At 48.2% G+C, this 23,695-nt stretch carries 20 protein-coding genes and 1 tRNA gene; 15 read left to right on the top strand and 6 right to left on the bottom strand.

The window, feature by feature from the left end; all coding sequences use genetic code 11:
* Positions 1–226: 226 nt before the first annotated feature.
* The 4 genes from FAY32_RS13335 to FAY32_RS13350 all read left to right on the top strand — a co-directional run bounded on the left by FAY32_RS13335 (position 227) and on the right by FAY32_RS13350 (position 5,065).
* Positions 227–928, top strand: coding sequence for a Crp/Fnr family transcriptional regulator (locus FAY32_RS13335; RefSeq protein ID WP_143463944.1), 702 nt, complete (start codon positions 227–229; stop codon positions 926–928).
* 148 nt (positions 929–1,076) lie between these two features.
* Positions 1,077–2,960, top strand: coding sequence for an asparagine synthase (glutamine-hydrolyzing) (gene asnB / locus FAY32_RS13340; RefSeq protein WP_143463946.1), 1,884 nt, complete (start codon positions 1,077–1,079; stop codon positions 2,958–2,960).
* Positions 2,961–3,092: 132 nt separating this feature from the next.
* Positions 3,093–4,349 carry a carboxylate--amine ligase gene (locus FAY32_RS13345; protein ID WP_143463948.1) on the top strand — a complete coding sequence of 419 codons (1,257 nt, stop codon included), beginning with the start codon at positions 3,093–3,095 and terminating at the stop codon, positions 4,347–4,349.
* A gap of 5 nt (positions 4,350–4,354) precedes the next feature.
* Complete coding sequence (locus tag FAY32_RS13350) at positions 4,355–5,065, top strand: aspartate/glutamate racemase family protein (protein ID WP_143463950.1); 711 nt, start codon at positions 4,355–4,357, stop codon at positions 5,063–5,065.
* A 223-nt stretch (positions 5,066–5,288) separates the two neighbouring features.
* On the opposite strand, the gene FAY32_RS13355 is transcribed toward FAY32_RS13350, so the two are convergent.
* The 3 genes from FAY32_RS13355 to FAY32_RS13365 all read right to left on the bottom strand — a co-directional run bounded on the left by FAY32_RS13355 (position 5,289) and on the right by FAY32_RS13365 (position 7,759).
* On the bottom strand, positions 5,289–5,630 hold the full coding sequence (locus FAY32_RS13355) for a YisL family protein (RefSeq protein ID WP_143463951.1): 342 nt from the start codon (positions 5,628–5,630) through the stop codon (positions 5,289–5,291).
* Positions 5,631–5,841: 211 nt separating this feature from the next.
* Complete coding sequence (locus FAY32_RS13360) at positions 5,842–6,372, bottom strand: dihydrofolate reductase family protein (protein ID WP_143463953.1); 531 nt, start codon at positions 6,370–6,372, stop codon at positions 5,842–5,844.
* Between the two features lie 76 nt (positions 6,373–6,448).
* Entirely contained in the window at positions 6,449–7,759 is a 1,311-nt protein-coding gene (locus tag FAY32_RS13365; protein ID WP_143463955.1) for a peptidoglycan recognition protein family protein, read from the bottom strand.
* Positions 7,760–8,092: 333 nt separating this feature from the next.
* Here FAY32_RS13365 and FAY32_RS13370 point away from each other — a divergent pair, with 333 nt between their 5' ends.
* From FAY32_RS13370 to FAY32_RS13410, 9 genes are all read left to right on the top strand, one after another.
* A complete protein-coding gene (locus FAY32_RS13370) occupies positions 8,093–8,323 on the top strand; it encodes a DUF2187 domain-containing protein (protein ID WP_048735769.1) in 231 nt (76 codons plus the stop codon).
* A gap of 78 nt (positions 8,324–8,401) precedes the next feature.
* A tRNA-Gly gene (locus FAY32_RS13375) sits at positions 8,402–8,472 on the top strand.
* Between the two features lie 317 nt (positions 8,473–8,789).
* Positions 8,790–10,481 carry an arginine--tRNA ligase gene (gene argS, locus FAY32_RS13380; RefSeq protein WP_143463957.1) on the top strand — a complete coding sequence of 564 codons (1,692 nt, stop codon included), beginning with the start codon at positions 8,790–8,792 and terminating at the stop codon, positions 10,479–10,481.
* A gap of 274 nt (positions 10,482–10,755) precedes the next feature.
* Complete coding sequence (locus FAY32_RS13385) at positions 10,756–11,223, top strand: arginine repressor (RefSeq protein WP_048735771.1); 468 nt, start codon at positions 10,756–10,758, stop codon at positions 11,221–11,223.
* Between the two features lie 371 nt (positions 11,224–11,594).
* The gene (locus tag FAY32_RS13390) at positions 11,595–13,694 is read left to right on the top strand and encodes a PBP1A family penicillin-binding protein (protein ID WP_143463958.1); all 2,100 of its coding nucleotides are present in this window, start codon (positions 11,595–11,597) and stop codon (positions 13,692–13,694) included.
* Positions 13,695–14,083: 389 nt separating this feature from the next.
* Positions 14,084–14,428, top strand: a complete 345-nt coding sequence (locus tag FAY32_RS13395; RefSeq protein ID WP_143463960.1) for a YlbF family regulator — start codon at positions 14,084–14,086, stop codon at positions 14,426–14,428.
* 87 nt (positions 14,429–14,515) lie between these two features.
* Entirely contained in the window at positions 14,516–15,718 is a 1,203-nt protein-coding gene (locus tag FAY32_RS13400) for a metallophosphoesterase family protein (protein ID WP_143463961.1), read from the top strand.
* Entirely contained in the window at positions 15,708–18,329 is a 2,622-nt protein-coding gene (locus tag FAY32_RS13405; protein WP_143463963.1) for an ATP-binding protein, read from the top strand. Before FAY32_RS13400 ends, FAY32_RS13405 begins: the two co-directional genes overlap by 11 nt.
* A gap of 11 nt (positions 18,330–18,340) precedes the next feature.
* On the top strand, positions 18,341–19,315 hold the full coding sequence (locus FAY32_RS13410; protein ID WP_143463965.1) for a 3'-5' exoribonuclease YhaM family protein: 975 nt from the start codon (positions 18,341–18,343) through the stop codon (positions 19,313–19,315).
* Between the two features lie 205 nt (positions 19,316–19,520).
* Here the strand turns inward: FAY32_RS13410 and FAY32_RS13415 are convergent, their stop codons facing one another.
* From FAY32_RS13415 to FAY32_RS13425, 3 genes are all read right to left on the bottom strand, one after another.
* Positions 19,521–20,441: a peptidylprolyl isomerase PrsA gene (locus tag FAY32_RS13415; RefSeq protein WP_143463967.1), complete on the bottom strand. Its 921-nt coding sequence runs from the start codon at positions 20,439–20,441 to the stop codon at positions 19,521–19,523.
* Between the two features lie 112 nt (positions 20,442–20,553).
* Complete coding sequence (locus FAY32_RS13420; protein ID WP_143463969.1) at positions 20,554–20,874, bottom strand: hypothetical protein; 321 nt, start codon at positions 20,872–20,874, stop codon at positions 20,554–20,556.
* Positions 20,875–20,876: 2 nt separating this feature from the next.
* Positions 20,877–21,335 (bottom strand): HIT family protein, encoded by a 459-nt coding sequence (locus FAY32_RS13425; protein ID WP_143463970.1) that lies wholly within the window; start codon positions 21,333–21,335, stop codon positions 20,877–20,879.
* Positions 21,336–21,680: 345 nt separating this feature from the next.
* Here FAY32_RS13425 and FAY32_RS13430 point away from each other — a divergent pair, with 345 nt between their 5' ends.
* Both FAY32_RS13430 and FAY32_RS13435 read left to right on the top strand, forming a co-directional pair.
* A complete protein-coding gene (locus FAY32_RS13430; RefSeq protein ID WP_143463972.1) occupies positions 21,681–22,415 on the top strand; it encodes an ABC transporter ATP-binding protein in 735 nt (244 codons plus the stop codon).
* Complete coding sequence (locus FAY32_RS13435) at positions 22,412–23,638, top strand: ABC transporter permease (RefSeq protein ID WP_143463974.1); 1,227 nt, start codon at positions 22,412–22,414, stop codon at positions 23,636–23,638. Before FAY32_RS13430 ends, FAY32_RS13435 begins: the two co-directional genes overlap by 4 nt.
* Positions 23,639–23,695: the final 57 nt, after the last annotated feature.

The following is a 23,695-nucleotide window of genomic DNA, read 5'->3' on the forward strand; positions in this document are numbered from 1 at the left end:
GTTTGCGAGGCTTCAAGTTGTGTTCGCACCGTTCCAGCTCATATCTGCCGGCCGGTAAGGCGACTCAACCACTATCTTTAGTTAGCCTAATTGCATGGCCTATGGTTGCCAGGGAGTTGACCTGCTGTGGAGACGTTTCAGGTCCAAATTGGTAAGGTAGCTGATTTTTTTGATATCAGTTACGACGTTAAGGATAATTGCGTGACTTTTAAAAGGAGATGCCGTCATGGAACATGGACACCAGCATGAACACTCAATAGAACGTGAACGAGAATGTGTGACCGGCGTGCCGATCTTTCAGCAATTGGCCGATGATCAGATCACCTCGGTTGCGAAGGTGACCCGACCGATTCACGCGGACAAGGGGGGAACCGTCTTCAGTGCCGGCGAAGTCTCTCAGACGCTGTATATTGTCAATCAAGGACAGGTTCGGCTTTATCATTTAGCCGATGATGGTCATGAACAGGTGTTACGGGTCCTGAATCCTGGCGACTTTGTGGGAGAAATTGCGTTGTTTACTGATGAAATTCACAGTTCTTACGCTGAAGCAACGACCACAACTGAACTTTGCACAATCTCACGGGCATCCTTGACGGCATTGATTAAGTCCTTGCCACCACTAGCGTTGTCCCTGTTGGGAGCACTAGCGGTCCGCTTGAAGACGGCGGAAAAACAAGCGACTTTATTGGCGATTCCGGATGCGCTACCGCGATTGGCCGGATACCTTCAGGAATTAAGCGGTCACCGCACCGGAACATTCGATCTGCCGATGAGTAAGCAAGACTTAGCAGCTTATCTGGGAATGACGCCGGAGTCGCTGAGTCGAAAGCTGAAGCAGCTGAGCGATAAGGGCGTTTTGGAAACGGTCGGTCGCAGACAAGTCAGGGTGATCAACGTTGCCCAACTTGCCGAACTAGCTCCGGAATGAGGGCATTGATAGCTATCTCGTTAAGAATCCTTAATAATATGGTATTCCCGAATTAAATTTGCTAGAATAATGGGTGTTGTGTTTCATTTAAATCTTAATGAACGACCAAATCAGACTAAAGACTAAACAAGAAAAAGGGGATACGCACATGTGTGGATTCGTTGGCTATGTGAATCAAAAAGATGTTCCAACCAATACGATTAATGATATGGCGGATCGGATCAAACACCGGGGGCCAGATGACGAGGCCTACTTCCGCGATGAACAGGCGGTAATGGGGTTCCGGCGCCTATCGATCATTGATTTAGCACACGGCAAGCAGCCAATGTATAACCGTGATCAAACAAAAGTTTTGACCTTTAACGGTGAAATTTATAACTACCAAGAAATTCGGGCTGAGTTACGTAAGTTAGGCTATGAGTTCAAAACGGATGTGGATTCTGAAGTTTTGATTCATGGTTACGATGCCTGGGGGCCGAAGCTGTTGGACCGGCTGCGGGGAATGTACGCCTTTGTTATTTATGACAAGACGAAGAATGAAGTCTTTGGCGCGCGGGATCACTTTGGAATCAAGCCGTTATACTACTACGATGACGGGCAGACCTTCCTGTGGGCTTCCGAAATCAAAGCGTTCTTGGAACATCCAAACTTCAAAAAGAAATTTAATGAAGAACTTTTACCGATTCACTTGAGTTTTGAGTTCATCCCTTCCCGCGAAACTATGTTCAAGAACGTCTACAAGGTGTTGCCTGGGCAATATTTCATTCACCACGCTAACGGGGAAACTGAAACGCACCGGTACTTCAAGTTCAACTACGACCATATCGATAATAGCCAAACGGTCGAAGAAGATGCCAAGAAAATTCGCGGCATCGTTGACGAATCCGTGAAGACACATATGATTGCCGACGTTGAAGTCGGAAGCTTCTTGTCCAGTGGGATCGACTCTTCCTACGTGTTGAACGAAGCTTCTAAGCTCCAACCAATCCAATCCTTCTCCTTAGGGTTCAAGAACTCTAAGTACAGTGAATTGAGCTGGTCAACGGAATTTGCCAAGGAAATCAAGCAGAAGAATACACCACTCTACATGACGGGTGACGATTACTTCGATATTCTGCCCACTATTATGTACTACATGGACGAGCCATTGTCTAACCCATCTGCGATGCAATTGTACTACCTGTCAAAAGGGACTCGCGAAGCCGTTAAGGTTGCATTGTCTGGTGAAGGTGCCGATGAATTCTTTGGTGGCTACAACACGTATCTTGAAGCCATTCCGTTCGAACGTTACCAGAAGTGGGTGCCAAGCGGTATCCGTAAGCTACTGGGTGGCATCGCTGAAAAGTTCCCACGGTTCCATGGACGGCGGTTCTTGGTTCGGGGCGCACAGCCACTGAGCGAACGTTACTACCGGGTCAACTACGTGTTTGACTATCATGACCGGAACAAGATCTTGAAGAATCCTAAGCTCAATCAAGACGCTGGGGCTTACACCAAGCACTTGTTTGACGATGTTAAGGGCTTAGACGAAATGACGCAGATGCAGTATTTCGACATCAACACCTGGTTACCTTATGACATCTTGCATAAGGCCGATCGGATGAGTATGGCGAACTCATTGGAAGTACGGACGCCACTGGTTGACAAAGAAGTGGCGAAGTTCGCTGCAACGATGCCTGTTAAGACGCGGATTCATACCGATGAGACCAAGGTGTCTCTGCGGGCCGCTGCCGAGGCTGAATTACCAGAACGCGTGGCGAAGAAGGAAAAGATGGGCTTCCCATCCCCAATCGCTACTTGGATTAAGACGGAACCTTACAAGTCACGGATCATCGAAGCCTTTAACTCCGACGTGGCGCATAAGTTCTTTAATACGGACGCGCTGATGGATATTCTACACGAACACATCAACGGGAAATCCAGCATGCAAAAGATTTTCACCATCTACACGTTTATCTTGTGGTACGAAGTTTACTTCCCAGAAGACACAACGGCTAAGACGGTTGATCTGGTTCACCGGACTCAAATTTAATTAAAGACGGCATAGCTCTATGGCTGGCCGATAACGATCAAGGTTGCTATTGGACTCGTCCGCTAACAACCTTGATTGTGTTTACTTAGCATTAAAGAATTTAAGAACGTTGTGAAGGGGCTTTAAGTTGTTATGGAAACCAATGGAGTAAAATTCACGCCCATTTTGCTTGGGAGTGACTTTAACGTTTATGGGATGGCACGGTCATTTTATGACTTGTACCATGAACCCGTTCAGGCCTTTGCTAGCATTCAATTAGCACCGACCCGTTACACGAAGATTGTGAATTTGGAACTGATTCCGGGATTCGATGAAGATCCGGTTTGGATTGAGACCATGCGTAAATTGAAGGCTCGGTATGCGGATCACCCGGAACCCGTCATCCTGATTGGATGTGGGGATGGTTACGCGCAACTGATCAGTAAACACAAGGATGAGTTGGAAGATGTCTTCATTTGCCCATATGTGGATTACGACAAGCTGCGGCATTTAAATAACAAGGAAAACTTCTATAAGGTTTGTGACCAATATGGTCTACCTTATCCCGCAACGCGGATTATCACGAAGGCCGATGCAACTGGCGAGCAGCCCGTTGAACAGCCGTTTGACTATCCAGTTGCGTTGAAGCCAGCCAACAGTGTGGAATGGCTCGATGTGCATTTTGAGGGCCGGAAGAAGGCTTTCCGGATTCAGTCCGAGGCAGAATTCCGGGATATCGTGGGTAAGATCTACGCCAACGGGTACACCTCTGACCTTATTTTGCAGGACTTTGTGCCTGGCGATGACAGTAACATGCGGGTCGTAAATGCCTACGTTGACCAAAATCACCACGTTAAGATGATGTGTTTAGGCCATCCTTTATTGGAAGACCCAGCTCCATCTGCGATTGGCAATTATGTGGCTATAATTCCGGAATATAACGAAACGATTTATCACAACATCCAAAAGTTCCTGGAAGCCATCGAGTTCACCGGCTATGCCAACTTCGATATGAAGTATGACGTTCGGGACAAGACGTTTAAGCTATTTGAAATCAACTTGCGTCAAGGTCGGAGCAGTTTCTTCGTGACGTTGAACGGCTACAATTTGGCCGATTGGGTCGTGAAGGACTACGTGAAGGGCACGCTGACCGATGCGCCAACCGTTTATGGTAATCAGGACGAAAGTAAGCATGCATTATGGGTAGGTGTGCCAGTCAAGGTCTTCAAGCAGTATACGCGTGAAAATGCGGATAAAGAACGGGCCTTGAAGCTCATTGCTGCTGGTAAATTTGGGACGACCTACCATTACGATCAGGATATGAATCTGAAGCGCTGGGCGTTGCTCCAATGGATGCAACATAACTATACGGTTAACTTTAAGAAGTACTTCGCAGAAAACAAGGGGTAATTGCCATGCAAAAATTCTTTACGATCATTGGCGGTATGGGAACGATGGCCACCGAAAGTTACTTGCACCAACTTAACTTACGGACGCCAGCCCATGCCGATCAAGATTACTTGAATTATATTTTGGTCAACCACGCGACGGTACCGGACCGGACGACTTACATTGTCGATCACAGCCAGCCTAATCCATTACCCGACCTGCTAGAGGACATCCAACAGCAGACTAAACTGGGTCCAGAATTTTTCACGTTACCTTGCAATACGGCACACTATTTTTATGACGACTTGCAGGCAGCAACCGATGTGCCACTACTTCATATGCCACGTGAGACGGTCAAAGAGATTACTCGTAAGTATCCGCATGCCAAGCGAATCGGCATTACCGGGACGCGGGGGACCATTGAGGACCGTATTTATGAAAAGGAATTGCGGGCGGCTGGTCTCACGCCAGTGCTACCAACTGATGCCATTGAAGACGAAACCATGGAACTGATCTATACGCACATCAAGGAGCGAAATGAGGTCGATGCTGAACTGTATCATCGCATTTTGCGCCAAATGATGACGGAGCAGGGCGCAGAGGTCGTCATCTTGGGGTGCACGGAATTATCGTTAGCGCAAGAGCGCGAGCCAGAAACCGAGTTGCCATTGGCAGACGGTCAATCTATTTTAGTCGACAGGACGATTGAACTGGCGACCAAGATGCGGCAAGAATAAGTTCTTGTTCAAGCGGGAGCTAGGAATAACTCAGTTTCTATAGAAAAGCAGGCAGGAAATTCTCAATTGTGAGAATTTCCTGCCTGCTTTTTTGGCGCTTAGCAATCAATTTTGATAGCGGCGTTTCCAGCAACGTTACTGCCCTCAAGAGTCGAAATTTTCGGCCAGTAACGTTGGCATGGGTAACACAGCTGCTAGTGATTAATCGACTGATGGCTCACTTTTATCTGAAGGCTAACGTCAATCCTAACCCCACGGTAATCAGGGCAACGATGCCTAAAATCCAGTAGATGATGTGGGAAGGGGATCGTTCCATTTTACGGCCAAAGCCAATTTCAATTAAGGCAATCGTGCCGATACCTAGCAAGAACTTTAGGCTGATCAGTAACGGGGCGTGTTGAAAGGTGCGAATGCTGAGCACAACGCCACTAATAATCATGACCAAATAAGCGATGCGGGCAAGAATCAAGAACTGTGTGGCACGCTTTTCAGAATGCCGAGTCAGTCCGCCAACGACCAAAACGGTCAATACAATCCAGGTCCAGAAATGCAGGGCTAACCACATACTAACCGCTCCTTTTCTAACGTAATACCCTTAGCCTACCATAATTCGGCGATAACAGGGTATTAATTTGAGAACGGTGCCCGTGTAAACAGAATGTCGCAATTTCAAGCTAGCAACTGCGAACAGACTTGACGGGATTGTGTTGCTGGACCAACTAAGAGACGGCTCCAGCAACTAGGCAGTCGAAGAGCGGAATTGTGATGATCCTAACTCACCTGACCCTGTGGTAGATCAGTTCGGCGAGGGGACCGATCGTGTGGGCCGCCGTTAAGTCAAATTGGCGAGGCGAGGCTAGCTCACCAAATAACCGTTTACCACTCCCCAACATGATCGGTGCAATCTGCAGGTAGAGATCATCAATGAGATTGGCGGCTAGTAGTGGGGTGAGCACGTGTTGACCACCAACCACCCAGAGATTGCCGGTGGACAGCTGTAGGCGCCGAGCTAAAGCTACGACGTCCTCAGCCGTGAAAGTGACGGTGGGGGTATTCAAACGGGCCTGACGGGTCAAAACATAGCTGTGCATGGCTGGATTTGCGGGGTTGAATGGCATGTCGGGCGCCAATTTGGCCACATAATCATAGGTGACGCGTCCCATAATGGCGTTGGTCATTTGCGATAGCACGGCTTGACCGGTAGTGGCTGGAATGTTGGGTAGCGTGGTCAACCAGTCGGTGTTGTCGTCGGTAGTGGCCAGGTAACCGTCTAAGGATATTGCTCCGTAAAACTGAATTTTTCCCATATCGATAAGCTCCTTTAGAGAGAAAAAAACGAGTCTGGACGTATCATCCAAACTCGTTTTTAGAAGGGTCTAATGTTTAACCCACTTCGGTCAAACTCGTGCTCTTGACCCAGTAGGAGGTGTTATTTAACGTGAAACGGAACCAAGTTGATTGGTCACTCGCTTTGTAGCCTTGCTTGTTGACCTTGATCTTTGTTCCAGCAGCAAAGTCTTTGGTGTGTGCCGTAGTCTTGGATAGGTAGTTTGAATTCAAGACGTGGTTGTACAAGGAGAAGTTACTACTGGTGTTGAGCGTGAAGGACTTGTTAGCGTCGCTGTAAGTGACGTTAGGGAAGTTCAAGGTCTTACTGTAGACCCAGTACTTGTAGCCGGAATTCTTACCGAAACGAATCCGGTACCAAGTACCACTCCAGCCGCCCTTCTTAACGCCACGACTGTCAACGTAAACTTTAGCACCACGGTGATCAGCACTTAAACGGCCCCAACCGATCTTGTAGGCACCACTGGTTCCCTTGACGTGGTTGTAAACGGTCCAGTTCGTGTAGTTGTTCGCCAGAGTAGCCGTTTCGTTGTTGCCACCATGGTAGTACTTGACCGTCTTTTGTTTTCCGGTCGTCGTGTGATTTGCGGAGCTATCGGATGTGCTGTTTGAGTTAGTGTTCGTCGTCGTGTTAGTTGAATTAGAACTCGATGATGAACTGGTAGAACTGTCCGATGTGTCGGTCGTGGTGCCACCTAAAGCAGCGTATTGCGTCTTAACCAATGTGACGAAATCATCCATGTTGTAAGTCGTCCCGAAGTAGGTCCGCGCATTCGTTGTCCAATAGCCATCTGGATCGGTATGTGTGGTCCCACCTAAGAGATTCGTGACGTCGTGGTGAGAAAGCACGGTCGTGTAACGTTTAGGTGTCAGACCATACTGTTTCAAAATGTAGGCCGTGTAGTAGGCCGCGTTGTTTAGCTCGGAAGCAAAGGCAGCCTTGGAGTGGACTTCGACCTGTTCAAATTGAACGTAACGGGCGTTGGCGATTGGGCCAGCTCCCCAACAGAGATACTTGGTGTTGGCAATGTTGATGATGCTGTTAGCGTCAACAAAGGTGTGTACGAAGGCATTTTGATAGTTATTCTTCATATAAGCAATTTCATTATAGATAGTTGAGTTCGGGTTAGCCGTTTCGTGGACCACGACGCCCTCTGGTTTACCATAACGGTAGCTGTTTTTAGGAAAACCAGACCAGATGTTGGTGGTAATCTGGGGTGTTGCGTAATTTTGACTCGCAATGTAGTCATTGATCGAGTTTGCACTGGCGTTGGTTGACCAAAAAAGACCAACACTACCCGCTAATAGCGCGATTCCCCGAACCGCCCAGCGATGCCATTTCTTCATAATTATCTTCTCCTCCTGTAACAATCTCTTATAAATAACGATATAACGCAACGCCTAAATTATAACGTATTTTCCAGAAGTTGCGTATTGATTAAGAAAACAAAATTTAAGGTGTTCGTTCGGAAAATCCTAATAGTAGTTGAAAATAGCGCCTGATTGGCTGATAATGGTCGGATTTATCGCTATTTGCGGACTAATTGACAGCCAAAGTTCGGAATTCAATCATTATTTCAAACTCCTTACAATTCGATTGCGACTTCAAGAAGGACTTTGCTTGCGTACGGTGGTTAAGTTGGTTATAATGTTACTTTGCATACGAAAGGAGCGACGAACATGGCTGAGACTACTGAGATTAAGATTGGCGATTACGTTGCGGCAAAGAAATTTGGTCCATTGGAACACGGTTTTACCGGAGAAGTGACCAAAGTGTATGATAATTCAGTTTTAGTTGAAATTAGAGACTACGATCCGGCCGATAAAACGGCGGTGGGTGACATGAATAACCGTGCTGTTGTGCGGAAGTCAGCTGCTAAGATTACGGGACACGTAGCGGATAAAAACTAACTTTTGTAACTTTTTTTGAATTTATTTGCAAAAAATGATGACAACTCACAGATGGTATGCTATACTTTTCTGTGTTGTGCGGGTGTAGTTTAGTGGTAAAATTCAAGCTTCCCAAGCTTGCGTCGCGGGTCCGATTCCCGTCACCCGCTTTCGAATGTTGGGCGGCCTTCTAGGTCGTCTTTCTTATTTATTCGAAAGCATTTCATCGTCATTGCATAAGTACGTGGGAAATCTTCTTCTCAGCGAATCCGGGAGGCTGTGAGCCGGATAGGAAGACCGCATGGAACGGGGCAATGAACGACATCAAACTGAATTTTAAAGTGGACTTAAAAGTCAATCAGAGTGGTACCGCGGGTCGTCTCGTCTCTTACAAATATTTTTGTAGGGGACGTTTTTTTATCCCGTGAACCAAATGGTGTAGACTGAGACTATCAACGTCACTCAAGAAAGTAGGAGGAATATCAGGATGGATTACAAACAAACGGTTACAGCAGTTCTGGCTACTGCGTTAGATGGACAATTGACTGCGGACGAAATCGCCGCTAAATTGGAACGCCCAAAGACGTCAGACAAGGGGGACATGGCGTTCCCTACGTTTACGTTAGCGAAGTTATTGCACAAGGCACCACAACAGGTTGCGCAGGACCTGGCCGATAAACTCGACACGACGGCCTTTGAAAAGGTTGAAGTGGTTGGGCCTTACCTGAACTTCTTCTTTGACAAGGGTGCGTACAGTGAAGCAACGTTGAACACGGTTCTGACGGCTGGTGCCAGCTATGGTCAAAATGAAGATGGTAACGGTGGCAACGTGCCCATCGATATGTCTTCACCTAACATTGCCAAGCCCATGTCAATGGGACATTTACGGTCAACAGTGATTGGTAATTCTATTGCCGAAATCTTGACTAAGAACGGTTACCATCCCATCAAAGACAATCACTTGGGTGACTGGGGAACGCAATTTGGTAAGCTCATCACAGCTTACAAACTGTGGGGAAACGAAGAAGACGTTAAGAAGGATCCCATCAACAAGCTGGTGGAATACTACGTGCGTTTCCATAAGGAAGATGTTGACAAGCCAGAACTTGATGACGTTGCGCGTGAATGGTTCAAGAAGCTTGAAGACGGCGATCCGGAAGCGCACCACTTATGGGAATGGTTCCGTAAAGCTTCCTTGCAAGAATTTAACGATGTTTACGAAGAACTTGGCGTGAAGTTTGACACCTACAATGGTGAAGCCTTCTACAATGACAAGTTGGCCGAAGTGGTTCAAATCTTGAAGGATAAGAACTTACTGGTTGAATCTCAAGGTGCTCAGGTGGTTGACTTGAGTAAGTATGACCTGAACCCAGCCTTGATTTTGAAGAGTGATGGGGCTTCGCTATACATTACGCGAGACATTGCAACCGCCCTGTACCGTGACCGGACTTACAAGCCAGCTAAGAACTTATACGTGGTTGGTTCCGAACAGACTTATTACTTTAAGCAATTGAAGGCGGTCTTGAAGGAAATGGGTGTGCCGTCTGCCGATAACTTACAACACGTTCCGTTTGGTCTGATCACTGTGGACGGTAAGAAATTGTCTACCCGTTCAGGTCGGATCATTCTGTTGGCAAAGGTTCTGGAAGAATCCATCAAGCTAGCCGGCGAAGAAATCAATGAAAAGAATCCTGATTTGGCTAACAAGCAAGAGGTTGCCAAGCAGGTCGGTGTTGGCGCGATTGTCTTCGGTGACTTGAAGAACGAACGGACCAACAACATTGACTTCGTCTTAGCGGATCAACTGAAGTTCGAAGGTGAAACGGGCCCTTACGTGCAATACTCGCATGCCCGGGCAGAGAGCATTTTGCGCAAGGCAGCTAACGTTGATGTCACAGCTACCGGTAACCAAGTAGCCGATCCAGAGGCTTGGGATACGATCAAGGCGTTGGCCGACTTCCCAGCTATGGTGAAGATGGCCTGTGCTGAACTCGAACCCTCCGTCATTGCTAAGTATGCGATTCGCTTAGCCAAGACGTTCAACAAGTACTATGCGCACTCTAAGATCTTGACGGAAGATGCTGACCTGCCAGCACGTTTGGCATTGGTCAAGGCAGTCTCCACGGTCTTAAAGGAAAGCTTACGTCTCTTGGGCGTCCAAGCACCAGACGAAATGTAAACCAACAAGTGTTAGAAGGCTGCCTTCAAGGGGCCTTTTTTTGTTGGGCAAAATCACAGCTACTGCGGTGCCGCTGGTAACCGCGAGTAGGAGAGTAATCGTGTTATCTAGGGGCCAACGCTGGTTTTTGAAGGTCCAATCGTTAGGTTAAGCAAGGTTCTTTGCGTTGAAAACGAATATTTGGTACACTTACTTTATAAATATGCAGAGTCATGTGGCTAAATTCCGCATCCTTTGTTATACTTAATGCAAATTTATGCGGGAGGGTCGCCAAATGAAAAAAAGTATTCGCCAAGCGCGCATTGAACAATTAATTAACCAATATCCCATTGGAACGCAAGAAGAATTGATGGAACACCTTGAGGAGGTTGGTATCCAGGCGACCCAGGCCACCATTTCCAGAGACATTCGGGAAATGCAGATCGTTAAGGCGCAAGATGGCCATGGGCACCTGCGTTACACCATCTTTAAGGCTGGCAACCGCAGCGAGGAAGAACATCTGAAGGAAACCATCAACGAAGTCGTGACGGGGCTGACACGGGTAGAGTTTGTCAATATTTTGAAAACGCTGCCGAGTAACGGCAATTTGTTAGCGGCCATCTTTGATGATTTGAATTTACCAGAGATTGCTGGGACGTTGGCTGGCCATGATACCATCTTCATCATCAGCCCCAATGCACAGGTCGCCGAGAAACTTCATGATGAGATTGCTGCCGAGATGAATCCGGAAATTATCCATTAAATTCAGAAAACGTCAGTCGGCTAAAGTGCCGCTTGGCGTTTTTTTTGTGTTCGCTAAGTTGACTAAAGGTAGGCAACTTGGTGGTTCTAGTCGCCTTACCGGCCGGCAGATATGAGCGGGAACGGTGCGACTGCTTAACCACACTGAGATGAGACTTGAATTTTATCTTTCAACCTTTAGAAGTTGACTTAAAAATGGCACTAATCGGTGATTTGATGGGATAACGGTCAATTAAGCTTGCTTAAAGGTTCTTAAAGTTTGGGAGAAAGTGGAGAGACGCTGGGTGACTATGCTAAAATAGTTTTAATACAATTGAGGGCATGCTGTGGTTTAGTCACAACACGTAACTATGATAGAAGAGGCTACTTAAAATGAATAACCAACAACCTAATCAGACTTTTTGGTCAGGCTTTAAAATGCGGTTCAAGCAGTTCTGGCGGCGATTCCAAATGACCCGCTGGCTGATTGTGGTCATTCTCACCCTCATTTTTGTGATGAGTGCGTACCTGACGTTTATGGCAAAAACGGCAAACGTTGGGGACCTCAAAGCTGCGTTGGAAAATCCAACACAGATTTATGACCGTAGTAATCAAAAGGCCGGCACGCTGTACTCCCAGAAGGGAACTTACGTGGCGTTGTCCAAAATTTCGACGAATGTTCAGGATGCCGTGGTCTCCACGGAAGACCGTAATTTTTACCATGAGTACGGTTTTTCTGTGAAGGGGTATGCGCGGGCTTTTTTCCTGTACGCCAAGAATAAGGTGTTACGCAGAGGCTATATTAGTGGTGGGGGAAGTACGTTGACCCAACAATTAGTAAAGAATGCGTACTTAACTCAGGAACAGACGTTTACGCGGAAGTTTAAGGAACTTTTCTTGTCGATCGAAGTGGAGAATGTTTATAGCAAGAAAGATATTCTCTCGATGTATCTAAATAACGCGTACTTCGGTAATGGGGTTTGGGGCGTTCAAGATGCGGCTGAACGTTATTTCGGCAAAAATGCAGCCGCGTTGACCGTTTCTGAATCCGCTGTATTGGCGGGGATGCTAACGTCACCAAGCGCCTACAATCCGATCGATCATCCCAAGGCGGCTAAAGCACGGCGAAACGTGGTGTTGAGTCTAATGGCGGAAACGGGCGCTATCACCAGCGATGCTGCCAAGCAATATCAGGCCAGCGCGTTAACGACGACCGATAATTATGCTTACAAGAACAGTTATAAATACCCTTACTTCTTCGATGCCGTCATTAATGAGGCCGTTAGCAAGTATGGCTTAACAGAATCAGAGATCATGAACAAAGGCTATAAAATCTACACAACATTGGATCAAGCGAACCAGACGCAGATGCAGACCCTCTTTAAAAATGATGCCTACTTCCCGGCCAATGCCAGTGATGGTACCAAGGTACAAGCGGCAAGTATTGCAATCGACCCGAACACAGGGGGCGTTGAAGCGGTTGTCGGTGGGCGCGGCAAACACGTCTTCCGTGGCTATAATCGGGCAACACAGATGCGGCGTCAACCGGGATCGACCATTAAACCGTTGGCCGTTTATACACCAGCGCTGGAAAATGGCTATTACTATGATTCCGAGTTGACCGATAAGAAACAGTCGTACGGGACGAATAAATATTCCCCACACAACTATGGCAACCAATACAGCGGGAAGGTGCCGATGTATTCGGCTTTAGCTCAGAGTAAAAATGCGCCTGCCGTCTGGTTACTCAACAAGATTGGCGTCGATAAGGGGTATGAGTCCGTGAAGAAATTCGGCTTGCCCGTGTCGAAGTCGGATAAGAACTTGGCGTTAGCGCTGGGTGGCTTGAAGACGGGGGTCTCCCCGCAACAATTGGCACAGGCCTACACGGCATTTGCCAATCAAGGAACCATGAGTTCGGCCCATTACATCCGCAAGATCGTTGATGCCTCTGGCAACGTTATCGTGGACAATAGTGACACGCAGGCCAAGAAGACTAAGGTCATGTCTAGCAAGGTTGCGAAGGAAATGACCAGCATGATGATGGGCGTCTTTAATTACGGAACTGGTGCGAGCGCCAAACCGTATGGTTACACGATTGCTGGGAAGACCGGGAGCACCGAAGCCGATGGGGATGCCGATGCGACCCGTGATAAATGGATCGTGGGATACACACCGGATGTTGTTGTGACGACCTGGGAAGGCTTTGACAGTACCAGTGCGGACCATCATTTAGAGGATGTGAGTGGAACCGGTGAAGGCCCACTTTACCAAGCAGAAATGCAAGCCATCCTCCCCAACACCAAGGGAACGGCATTTGATACAAAGGATGCATCAACCATCGCCAAGGCAGAAAATGACGGGACTAGCTCGTCAGGCAGTGATGTCTGGGATCAAGTTCAAAAGGGCATCAACAACGCTGGCAAGCAATTCAATAATGCTGCGAACACGGTCAAATCTTGGTTGAAAAAGGCCCAGTCTGTCCTGAACTAAGGACTGACGATAATGAGGCGTCAGTTACACTGTGATTACTTGGCTTCTTGCGATTTTGGGGAATGCCGATAGTACTAAGGTTTTGAATATTGTTATTATGGACGTGACTAGTGATTGATAAAATTTCAATCATTGTTCACGTCCATTTTTAATGACAGATCATTCTGATGGCCCCAAGCAGGCACCTGCCCATTGAACAGTCACGGCAATCGGGAACACCACATCGACCAATTAGGGACCGGGGCCGCTGGCGATTGTCATTTTTGACAACTCGCAGTGCTGATTTTTAGCGCATTTTTCATCGGAATTCTCGTTGGGTGCAGGCGAAAAGCATGGTACAATGGATAGGTGGTAATTCTGGGCGTAAGGCCCAATTAGGAGGAACACCAATGGCTGACAAGATGCAAGACTTGAGCGAACAAATTGCTCAAGCACTACAAGACACGGATCAATTTAAGAGCCTGAAGACTGCTTTCGCGGCAATGAAGGCAGACGATGACACCTACACACTGTTTAAGCAGTTCCAACAAATTCAGTTGGACTTACAACAAAAGCAGATGGCAGGTCAACAATTAACTGACGACGAAATGAAAAATGCTCGTGAAGTTGCTGACAAGGTCGCTAAGATTGATACCATCAAGGCTTTAATGGAAGCAGAACGGGGCGTTAACGACCTGTTGTCTAACTTAAATAAGATGATTACCGAGCCCATTCAAAACATTTACCAGGGCTAGGCAAAGGATCGTCGGCGCAACCACTCATTCGGGAGGTCGGTGCCGGCGTTTTTTTTCGACTCAGATAAAAAAGGGGGAGTTCTTACCGTGAAGTTTATTCATGCAGCAGATTTACATTTGGATAGCCCATTTCTGGGATTGACCACCCTCCCCAGTGCGTTGTTAGCAACGGTACGGCAGTCGACGTTTGCTGCTGCGACCCGAATCTTTGACCGCGCGCTGGCGGAGCACGTTGACTTTGTGGTGTTGGCCGGCGACCTCTTTGATCGTTCCGAGCAGAGTGTGGCGGCCCAGGCATTTCTATTTCAACAATTTCAACGATTAGATGATGCCCAGATTCCCGTTTTTATTAGTTTTGGCAATCATGACTATGCGGCCGATCAACACCAGACGGTCGCCTATCCGGCTAATGTGACCACGTTTGGGCCCAAGGTAGGGACCGTCACCATTACACTGAACTCCGGTGAGACCGTGGCGGTTAGTGGGTTTAGCTATCCCGAACGTTGGGTCACGACTGATCCAATCAGCGATTTTCCGGACCACGCACAGACGGATTGGCACATTGGCCTGTTGCATGGTGCGGTGGCCACGGGCAATGCTGATCACTACGCACCATTTACGCTGGCTGAATTATTAGCTAAACGGTACGATTACTGGGCTTTAGGTCACATTCATCACCGCCAGTCGTTAAATGAACAGCCCCCAATTTTGTATGCCGGGAATCCCCAGGGACGGTCGATCAACGAGACGGGTACCAAGGGCGCTTATTTGGTGACCAGTCGACAAGGAAAATTGGTGCCGGAGTTCTTTGAGACCGGTGTGGTCGATTGGGAAACGCCCACTGTTCAGTTGACAGCGACTAGCCTAAGCACGTTGGGAGAGCAGGTGACGGCGTGGTTAACTGATCAGCCAGCATCGAAGCCAACGCTGACAGCCTTAACGGTGGCGTTGCCAGCAGCCCTGGTGGACCCCGTTTCGGGTGATTGGCTCAGTTTATTTCAGAAGACGCATCAACGGCAGATGAAGGCCAGTCAGCGGTTCATCACCCGGCTAAATGTGACAACGCCAGCCGCGGCTTTGGCTGCTCCCCAGCTTGATCAGCGGTACTGGGAGCAGGGAGCCACGAGCGTTTTTACGGCGGCAAATGAGGAACAACTTTTTGGTAAATTGGCACAAAATCCGGCACTGGCCGAATGGTTCGCACAACCAGCAACACGAGCACAATTACAGACACTAGCGGAACAGAATTTACGACGAGCAATGGGGGAGGCGGGCCACGATGTATCTTAACCAACTAACGATTTATGGGTTTGGTAAATTTCATGATCGGACCTTTGATCTCACCGCGGGCTTAAATGTTCTGGTGGGCCCCAACGAGGCTGGAAAATCCACCTTGACGCAGTTTATCACGGCCATCTTATTTGGCTTTCCGACGAAGAAACATCCGGAATTGCGATATGAACCGCTAGATGGGAGCCGGTTTGGGGGCGAGATTACATTTACGCAAGCGCAGACACGCTACCTGGTGACGCGGACGGATGGGCCACGTGGGGGAACCGTGACGTTGCGGGACCTGACGACCGAAATGACGCTGCCTCCAGAAAGCTTGCCGCACTTGCTAGAACCGGTTGATGAGACGTTATTTACCAGCGTCTATGCCATGAATGAACCGCGACTAGGAACCGTGTTTTCCGCATCCAAACAGGAGCTGGTCGATCGGTTACGTCATGTTGGCGCCATTGGTAGTGACTTTTGGCTGCGTCAGGCGCAGACGCTGGGGAAGCAGGCGGATGAGCTATATAAACCACAAGGACGCAATCCTATTTTAAATCAGCAATTACAGGAACATCAGGAACTCACGGCTAAGCTTGCTAAAGCCAAGGCAGCGTATGGTACCTACTGGGATCTCTTGCAGCAGCAACAAACGCAACGTCAGCAACAGGGAGAGCTCCAGCAGCAACTGACGCAGCAACGGCAGGTCACGGCACAGCTCGAACAGCAGCTAGCAAATTGGCCGACCTTTGTTCGGTGGCAACAGTTAGCGCAACAACAACCCCTTACGATGACCGGCTTTTCTCAAGCGGACGCGACCGAATTAGAGCGGCTCACTAGTAAAACAACAGCGATGGCAACGACCTTAACCGAAAATCAGGTGCAACTGCAACGGTTACAGCAGAAAACGAAATTAACGCCATTATTTACGGAATATTTGGCGGCAACGACACAAGTCGACCCGTTATTCGATCAACTTGCAACGGTGAAGGCGGCGAATGAGACCTGCACGCGGCTACAAGCTAGTCAGCAGGATTATCAGCAACGGGCAACGGCTATCGAGCAACAATATGCCGCGACCGGACAGATGCCCCGACCATTTTCACTGGCGACGCTCCAGCAAGTTAAGCGACTACAGGAAAAGTTGACGGCGGCGAACCAGAAACGACGGCAACTTCAACAGGAATTGAACCGACTCAACGAAGCCTATCGGCAAGCACAACCGACACGGCGGCAACGGCACAATCCTCTGGCCGATAAGCAACTTGGCTGGCTAGCGGCTGGTTTGGTCATTTTAGTTGGGGCCATGTTTCTTCCAGGAACGCTTTTTAAATTGATTGGCGCGTTGTGTGGGGTGGCGGTTGGCTATTACGGTGCTTTCATCGTTGATGGTGAGACCCCGGCAAGTCGGCAACTGCAAGACTTAACCGATAGTATTCGTGATATTCAAGCCCAGCTCCGTGAAGGGGGTCAACAGGAGGATGCTCTGACCAACCAATTGGAGGCCGTGGGAGATTCCTATGGCTTGGGACAGATTCCAGTGGATCAGTGGCCAGCAGCTCAGGCAGCGATTGGAGAATGGGAGCACCTGACACAACAACTCCAGCAGACGGCAGAGCAACTGACAGCTGAGACCCAGACCATTAGTGAGTTTCAAATGGCAGTTGTAAAAGCCTTGCCAGAGCTACAAAATCAGCCGTTAGAGACGGTGCTTCAACAACTAGCTGGCTTGCAGGTGACGCGGCAAGCCCTTAGTTCACAACAAACGGATCTGACGACGGTGGCTGAAACGATTCAGCGGACTCAGCAGGCCTTAACTCAGGCCCGACAGGCCGAGAAAACATTCCTGCGGACGCGAAATTTGGCAACGGTCAATGATTTCTATCGCCACTATCAGCGGGTTCGTGAGCAAGATAATCAAACAGCACAGCAACAGGCGTTAGCAACGCAACTGGGGCCAACTATGCGAACGGCCTTGCAACAGTATGCAACGTCGACCGACTTGACGGACGCTGTTCAGCAAGCACAGCAACAACAGCAGAGCTTACAGGGCCAGTTGGACACACTCACGACGAGCTTGGCAACGTTAGCTGGTCAGCTTGACCAACTGACAGCCAGTGGAACACAGGCCAGTTTGCAACAAAAATTAGCCAATCTCGAAGCACAAATGCAGGAGACAGCCCAGCGCTGGCTGACTAAAAACTTGACTCGTCAATGGATTGCGGCGACCTTAGCGGCTGCTTCGGGTGACCGGTTACCGCAAATTGTGGCGCAAGCTAGTGAATTTTATGGCAAATTAACTAAAAACCGGTATACTGAAATTGAATTAACCCCCAATACATTACGAGTTCAATTGGCAACGGGTGAGTGGCGTGAAGTTGGCCAATTATCCAGAGGGACGGCGGAACAGCTAGATTTGGCTGTTAAATTAGCCTTTGCGGTGGTCATGAACCAACGCGTCGGGATGCCCTTAGTGATTGATGATGGCCTAGTGAATTTTGATGATCATCGACGACAAGCAGCTTATGCGCTCTTAGCTGAGATCAGTGAGACGGTACAGGTCATTTTCCTGACGGCCGACGTCACGGTAGATGCGATTGCGGGAAATTTGATTCGGTTAACTGACTAGGAGGGACTTCAATGGCGGCAACAAAACAGTTAATGGATTACGATGTTGATGAAGCGGTAGACGTGTTTGCGTTGTTAAAATCAGCAGATGTGCGCACCGCAAAGAACGGTAAACAGTACATTGCTTTGGTATTTGAGGACCAGTCTGGTGAAATCTCAGGAAAATACTGGGATGCTTCGGCGGAAGATGTTAAAAATTACGTGGCTGGCCGGGTCATTCATTTACAGGGAAAACGTGAAAACTACCAAACGCATCCGCAGATCAAGATTTTCCACTTGCGTTTGACGGGGCCAGGTGAGCCAGCCGACCCAGATCAATTCATCGAGCGCGCACCCATGTCGCGAGCAGAGATGGAAGAGTACATTAACCAAACGATTTTTGAAATTACGCAACCAACTTGGAACCGACTCGTGCGTAAACTCCTGGCAGAATTTCAGGACCAATTCTTCACGTATCCTGCAGCCAAGAGTAATCACCATGCCTTTCAGGGCGGTCTGGCTTTCCACACGATTTCCATTTTGAAGCTAGCCCATTCTGTTGTGGGGCAGTATCCAGACCTGAACGCGCCGCTCTTGTATGCGGGGGCCATCCTGCATGATTTGGGAAAGACGATTGAATTGTCTGGGCCCAAGTCAACGACCTACACGCTGGCTGGTAATCTAATTGGCCACATTGTGTTGATCGATGGTGAACTGGTCCGGGCCTGTGATCCACTGAAATTGGATCCTCAGGCGGAAGATGTGCTGTTATTACGGCACATGATTCTCAGCCACCACGGACTTTTGGAGTACGGCTCACCAGTGCGGCCAGCATTGCGTGAGGCCGACGTGTTGCATCAATTGGATGAATTGGATGCGTCAATCATGATGCTCGATACGGTCGTGGGGCACACGGAACCAGGGGAGTTCTCAGAACGCGTCTTCGCGATGGACGGTCGTCGGTTCTATCGGCCAACAACGGACACACCGCAACCGAAGACGGACTAGATTAATTGAAAATTTTCTACCACAAATGAAGGCTTTAGCAAAGGGGACTGGTAATCAGTCCTTTTTCATTAGCTACTAAGTCAGTAAGCGAACTTCTTACTGACTTAGTAGAACGACACCAGAAGAACCACTTAAACGACCGACACAAAAAGGGCACCGACCAAAATAGTCGGTGCCCTTAATTGTAGTCATAAATGAGTTGCTGTTACTTAGAAGATGAACTTGCAGTCGTTGATGAGCTGCTTGATGACAAGTAGTCAGAGAGGATGTTCTTCAAGTCGTTGTCCTTGATAGAAACATTACCCTTCTTCAAGACCTTAGCCACAACATTGTGTAAGACAGTGCTGTCGTTCATGTCATTGTCAAGAACTTGCTTTTTCAGTTCAGCCTTGTGTTGGTTCATAGTGCCCTTACCAGGGTTCTTCAACATCAAGATGACGTGGTAACCATATTGCGTCTTAACAGGCGTCGTGGTGAATTCGTCAGTGCTCAACTTGAAGGCAGCCTTCTTGAAGGTGGCATCAAGCGATGTGTCAGTGCTATCGAAGGCACTCAACTTACCACCCTTGTTCTTGGTAGCCGTATCAGTAGAGTACTTCTTAGCTAACTTGGTAAATTCACTAGTCAGATTGCTCTTCTTAGTGCTCTTCAAGTCGCTGATAACAGTATTAGCAGTGGACTTCTTGGAAACCAAGATGTGAGCAACGGTAACTTCTGGTTCGTAACTCTTGAATTGCTTCTTAAGTTGCGCATCCGTAACCGTAACGTTGTCCTTAACGGCTTCCTTCAACAGTAAGTTAGAACGGATTTCCGTCTTCAAACTGGATTGCGTCATACCGCTTTGAGCTAAGACGCTGCTAAATGATGAACCATATTGTGCCTTGTATTGGTTGAATTGCTTGGTAACAGCAGATTTCTTAACCTTGCTACCGTATTCCTTTTCCAAGACCTTGTTCAAAATCATTTGTTGCAGAACTTGTTTACCAGAGGAAGTCCCCTTTAAACTACTGTAGTAGGCACTTTCAGTGATCTTACCACCATTAGTCGTGGCAACGGTCTTGTTCCCACAGCCGGCAAGCGTAAAGGTTAATAACACACCGGCGAGGGCAATAAACCATTTCTTCATATTGCTCAACACATCCATTCATCAAAATTGGTGTAAACACCATACTCAGACATCATAACACAAATCTTGCTAAACCTAAAAAGGTCGGCAAAGCTTTACAAAAAGTTCAAATTTACGCATTGTCCCAGCGTGACACAGTTTCCTCGATTTTTTCGACGCGCGGAGCAATCTTGAAGGTAAATTTTTCAATATCCGATTGCAGATCATCGAAAACTGGCATCGCCGCATCGATTGCGGTAGTTAATCGTTGGGTGCTCTGCGTTAAATTAGCTTTAGCGTCTTTGACGTCATCAATTTTAGCTGCCGTGTGCTTGGCTTGTTCGCCGACATTTTTCCCCCAGGTGAGGGGATCTTGTTTGGTTAAAGTTAAGTAAGCAGCCAAACCAACGCCAACTGCGAGAACGCTACCTGCTAAGAAACGACCGATTTGCATAATTAAGCCTCCAAGTGTGCTTTAATTTGTTCTTGAATTGCGGCGTACTTTGCGGGGGTATAGTTGCCAGAGTTGTCTTGGAAAATCATCTTGAAATCATCATGGTCCGTGTAACGGGGAACCAGGTGGAAATGAGAGTGGAAGACGGACTGGTAGGCGACCTTACCGTTGTTGTTCACGATGTTCATGCCCGTAATGGTGGGGTCAGCTGCTTGAATGGCACGAGCAATTTTAGGAATCCGGGAAAAAACAGTAGCGGCTAAGTCAGCATCGTAGGCAAAGATATTTTGGACGTGGGTCTTCGGAATTACCAGCGTGTGGCCGGGAGTTCCTTGGGAGATGTCTAGAAAGGCCTTCACGATGTTGTCTTCGTAGACGGTGTAGCTGGGAATTTCGCCCTTTAAAATCTTGCAGAAAACGCAGTCGTCGGCATAGTGTGGCTCGAGGGTCATTTGATCCATGAAAACTCCTTCTTTCGGTTCGATTTCATTCATTATACACCATCGAGGAGACGGCTTGGCAAGCGGTTTAGTTAGCTGGTGGACTAGCGTGGCCAATTGATGGTTTCCTAGAAGTTTTTTTCATTTAAGGAGCACCGCCTGACTGCCGAGAATGGGGCTCTTCCTGAACGATTGTCAGCGGCTACTCGCCAGCGCGACTTACAGATCAACCTGGCAGACAAATTCGTTTACCTAATGGGCTATGGTATAATGGGACAGTTATCCGTTAGTTGCGATGTTGCCTGTATTAGCGGGCCAACTGGCGGTCTTAAAAACTTAAATTTAACAGAAATGAAGGGATGCATAATGGCTTTAGAAGTCAGCCATGTAGTGGGTGGTTACTCACAGATCCCCGTCTTAAAGGATATTAGCTTTGACGTTCGGGACGGAGAATTAGTCGGATTGATCGGGTTGAACGGGGCTGGGAAATCAACCACCATTAATCATGTCATCGGTCTATTAACGCCACATAAAGGAACTATCACGCTAAACGGTGTCACCATTGATCAGGACAGTCAGGCCTATAAACAGCAGATTGCTTACATTCCAGAAACACCCGTGTTGTATCAGGAATTGACCTTGCGGGAACATCTAGAAATGACCATGATGGCTTATGATCTAGATCAGAAACAAGCTTGGGAGACCGCGCACGACTTATTAAAGGTTTTTCGGCTCGACAATAAATTAGATTGGTTCCCGGCAAACTTCTCTAAAGGGATGAAGCAAAAGGTGATGATCGTCTGTGCGTTCTTAACGCAGGCTAAGCTCTACATCATCGATGAACCCTTCTTGGGTCTGGATCCACTAGCGGTCAACGATCTGTTAAACCTGATCGAGCAACGGAAAAAAACGGGGGCCAGCATTCTGATGTCAACGCACGTGTTGGATACCGCCCAGCGGTACTGTGACCGCTTTGTCTTGTTACATGATGGTCAAGTTAAGACCGAGGGGACTCTCAGCGAGTTACAAGCCGCTCTTCCGGAAGCGGGGGAATCGCTGAACGATATTTACCTTTCAATGACCAAGGTCGACCGCGCATGACCGATCTATTTAAGTCCCGGCTGCAACGCCATCTCCGGGAAATGGCAAAATATTTGCGGCTGGTTTTCAATGATTTCTTCGTCTTTGCGTTAATGTTTCTATTGGGCGGCCTGGGATACGGCTACTCAAACGTTTTAAAACAGTTGAAGCTGGGCCTCTGGTGGGCACCGGTAGTCGTTGTCTTGGTCTTACTGGTAACCTTGCAGGTCGGCCGGTTTGCCACCTTAATTGAAGATGCCGACCGGGTCTTTCTCTTGCCAAAGGAACGCGCCATGCACGCCTATTTAGTAGCGGCACGCCGGTACAGTCAAGGTTTAGCTCAGACGACACAAGTCATCGTTGTCTTTCTCTTAGCGCCATTTCTGCGAGTGGCCTTAGGGTGGTCAGTGCCACAAATCGTGGGGTTACTGATTGCACAGGTTATTTTAAAGGACACACTGTTGCGTTTAGACCTGGCGAGTGCCTATCAGGTAACGGGGCAACGCCGGATGAATGACTGGCCTATCAAATGGGCATTGGGCTTAATTACGCTGGCGATTGGTGTCTGGTTAACGCCATACGCAGCCATCGTCCTAGCCCTCTTAGTGGATGCCGTCGTTGCCATTTGGATGCAACGCCACTGGCAACAACAGCAGATTCGTTGGCGTGAACAGATCAAAATCGAGGATAACCGGATGTTAGGGATTTATCGGTTCTTCAATCTCTTTACCGAGGTACCAATGGTGGAGGGGACCATCAAACGCCGGCGTTACCTCGACTGGCTGTTCAAGTCGATTAAGCCGACCCATGAACAGACTTACGCGTACCTCTTTAGTCGCGGTATGGTGCGGGGAACTGACTTCAGCGGACTGGTAGTCCGGTTGACCGTCATTGGGATGCTGCTACTGTACTTTGTCCGGGGAGAATGGCTACCCATCTTTCTCGCCGCCCTCTTCATCTACCTGATTGGGTTTCAACTCTTACCATTCTTCCAGCAGTATGACGATGTGGTTTTCACGCACATTTATCCGATTGCACCGGAGCTACGGTTGAAGAGCTTTGAACGCCTGGTTACACTGATCTTGGGCGTTGCTGCCTTACTGATGTGGGTCGTGATCATCATAGCTAATTTGAGCCTGGTGACGGCCGGAATCGCGCTAGTGGTCGAACTCGTAGAGGTTTGGTATCTGGCTAGAATCTACACGCCACAGCGATTAGCTCGCGCAATGAAAAATAAGGCTTGACGTTGTCGTAATTTCCCCATAGAATTGATAATAGCTGACAAATCGAGGAGGGGTGGC

The organism is Levilactobacillus enshiensis (assembly GCF_007115095.1).
In the GTDB taxonomy this organism is placed as follows: Bacteria; Bacillota; Bacilli; order Lactobacillales; family Lactobacillaceae; genus Levilactobacillus; species Levilactobacillus enshiensis.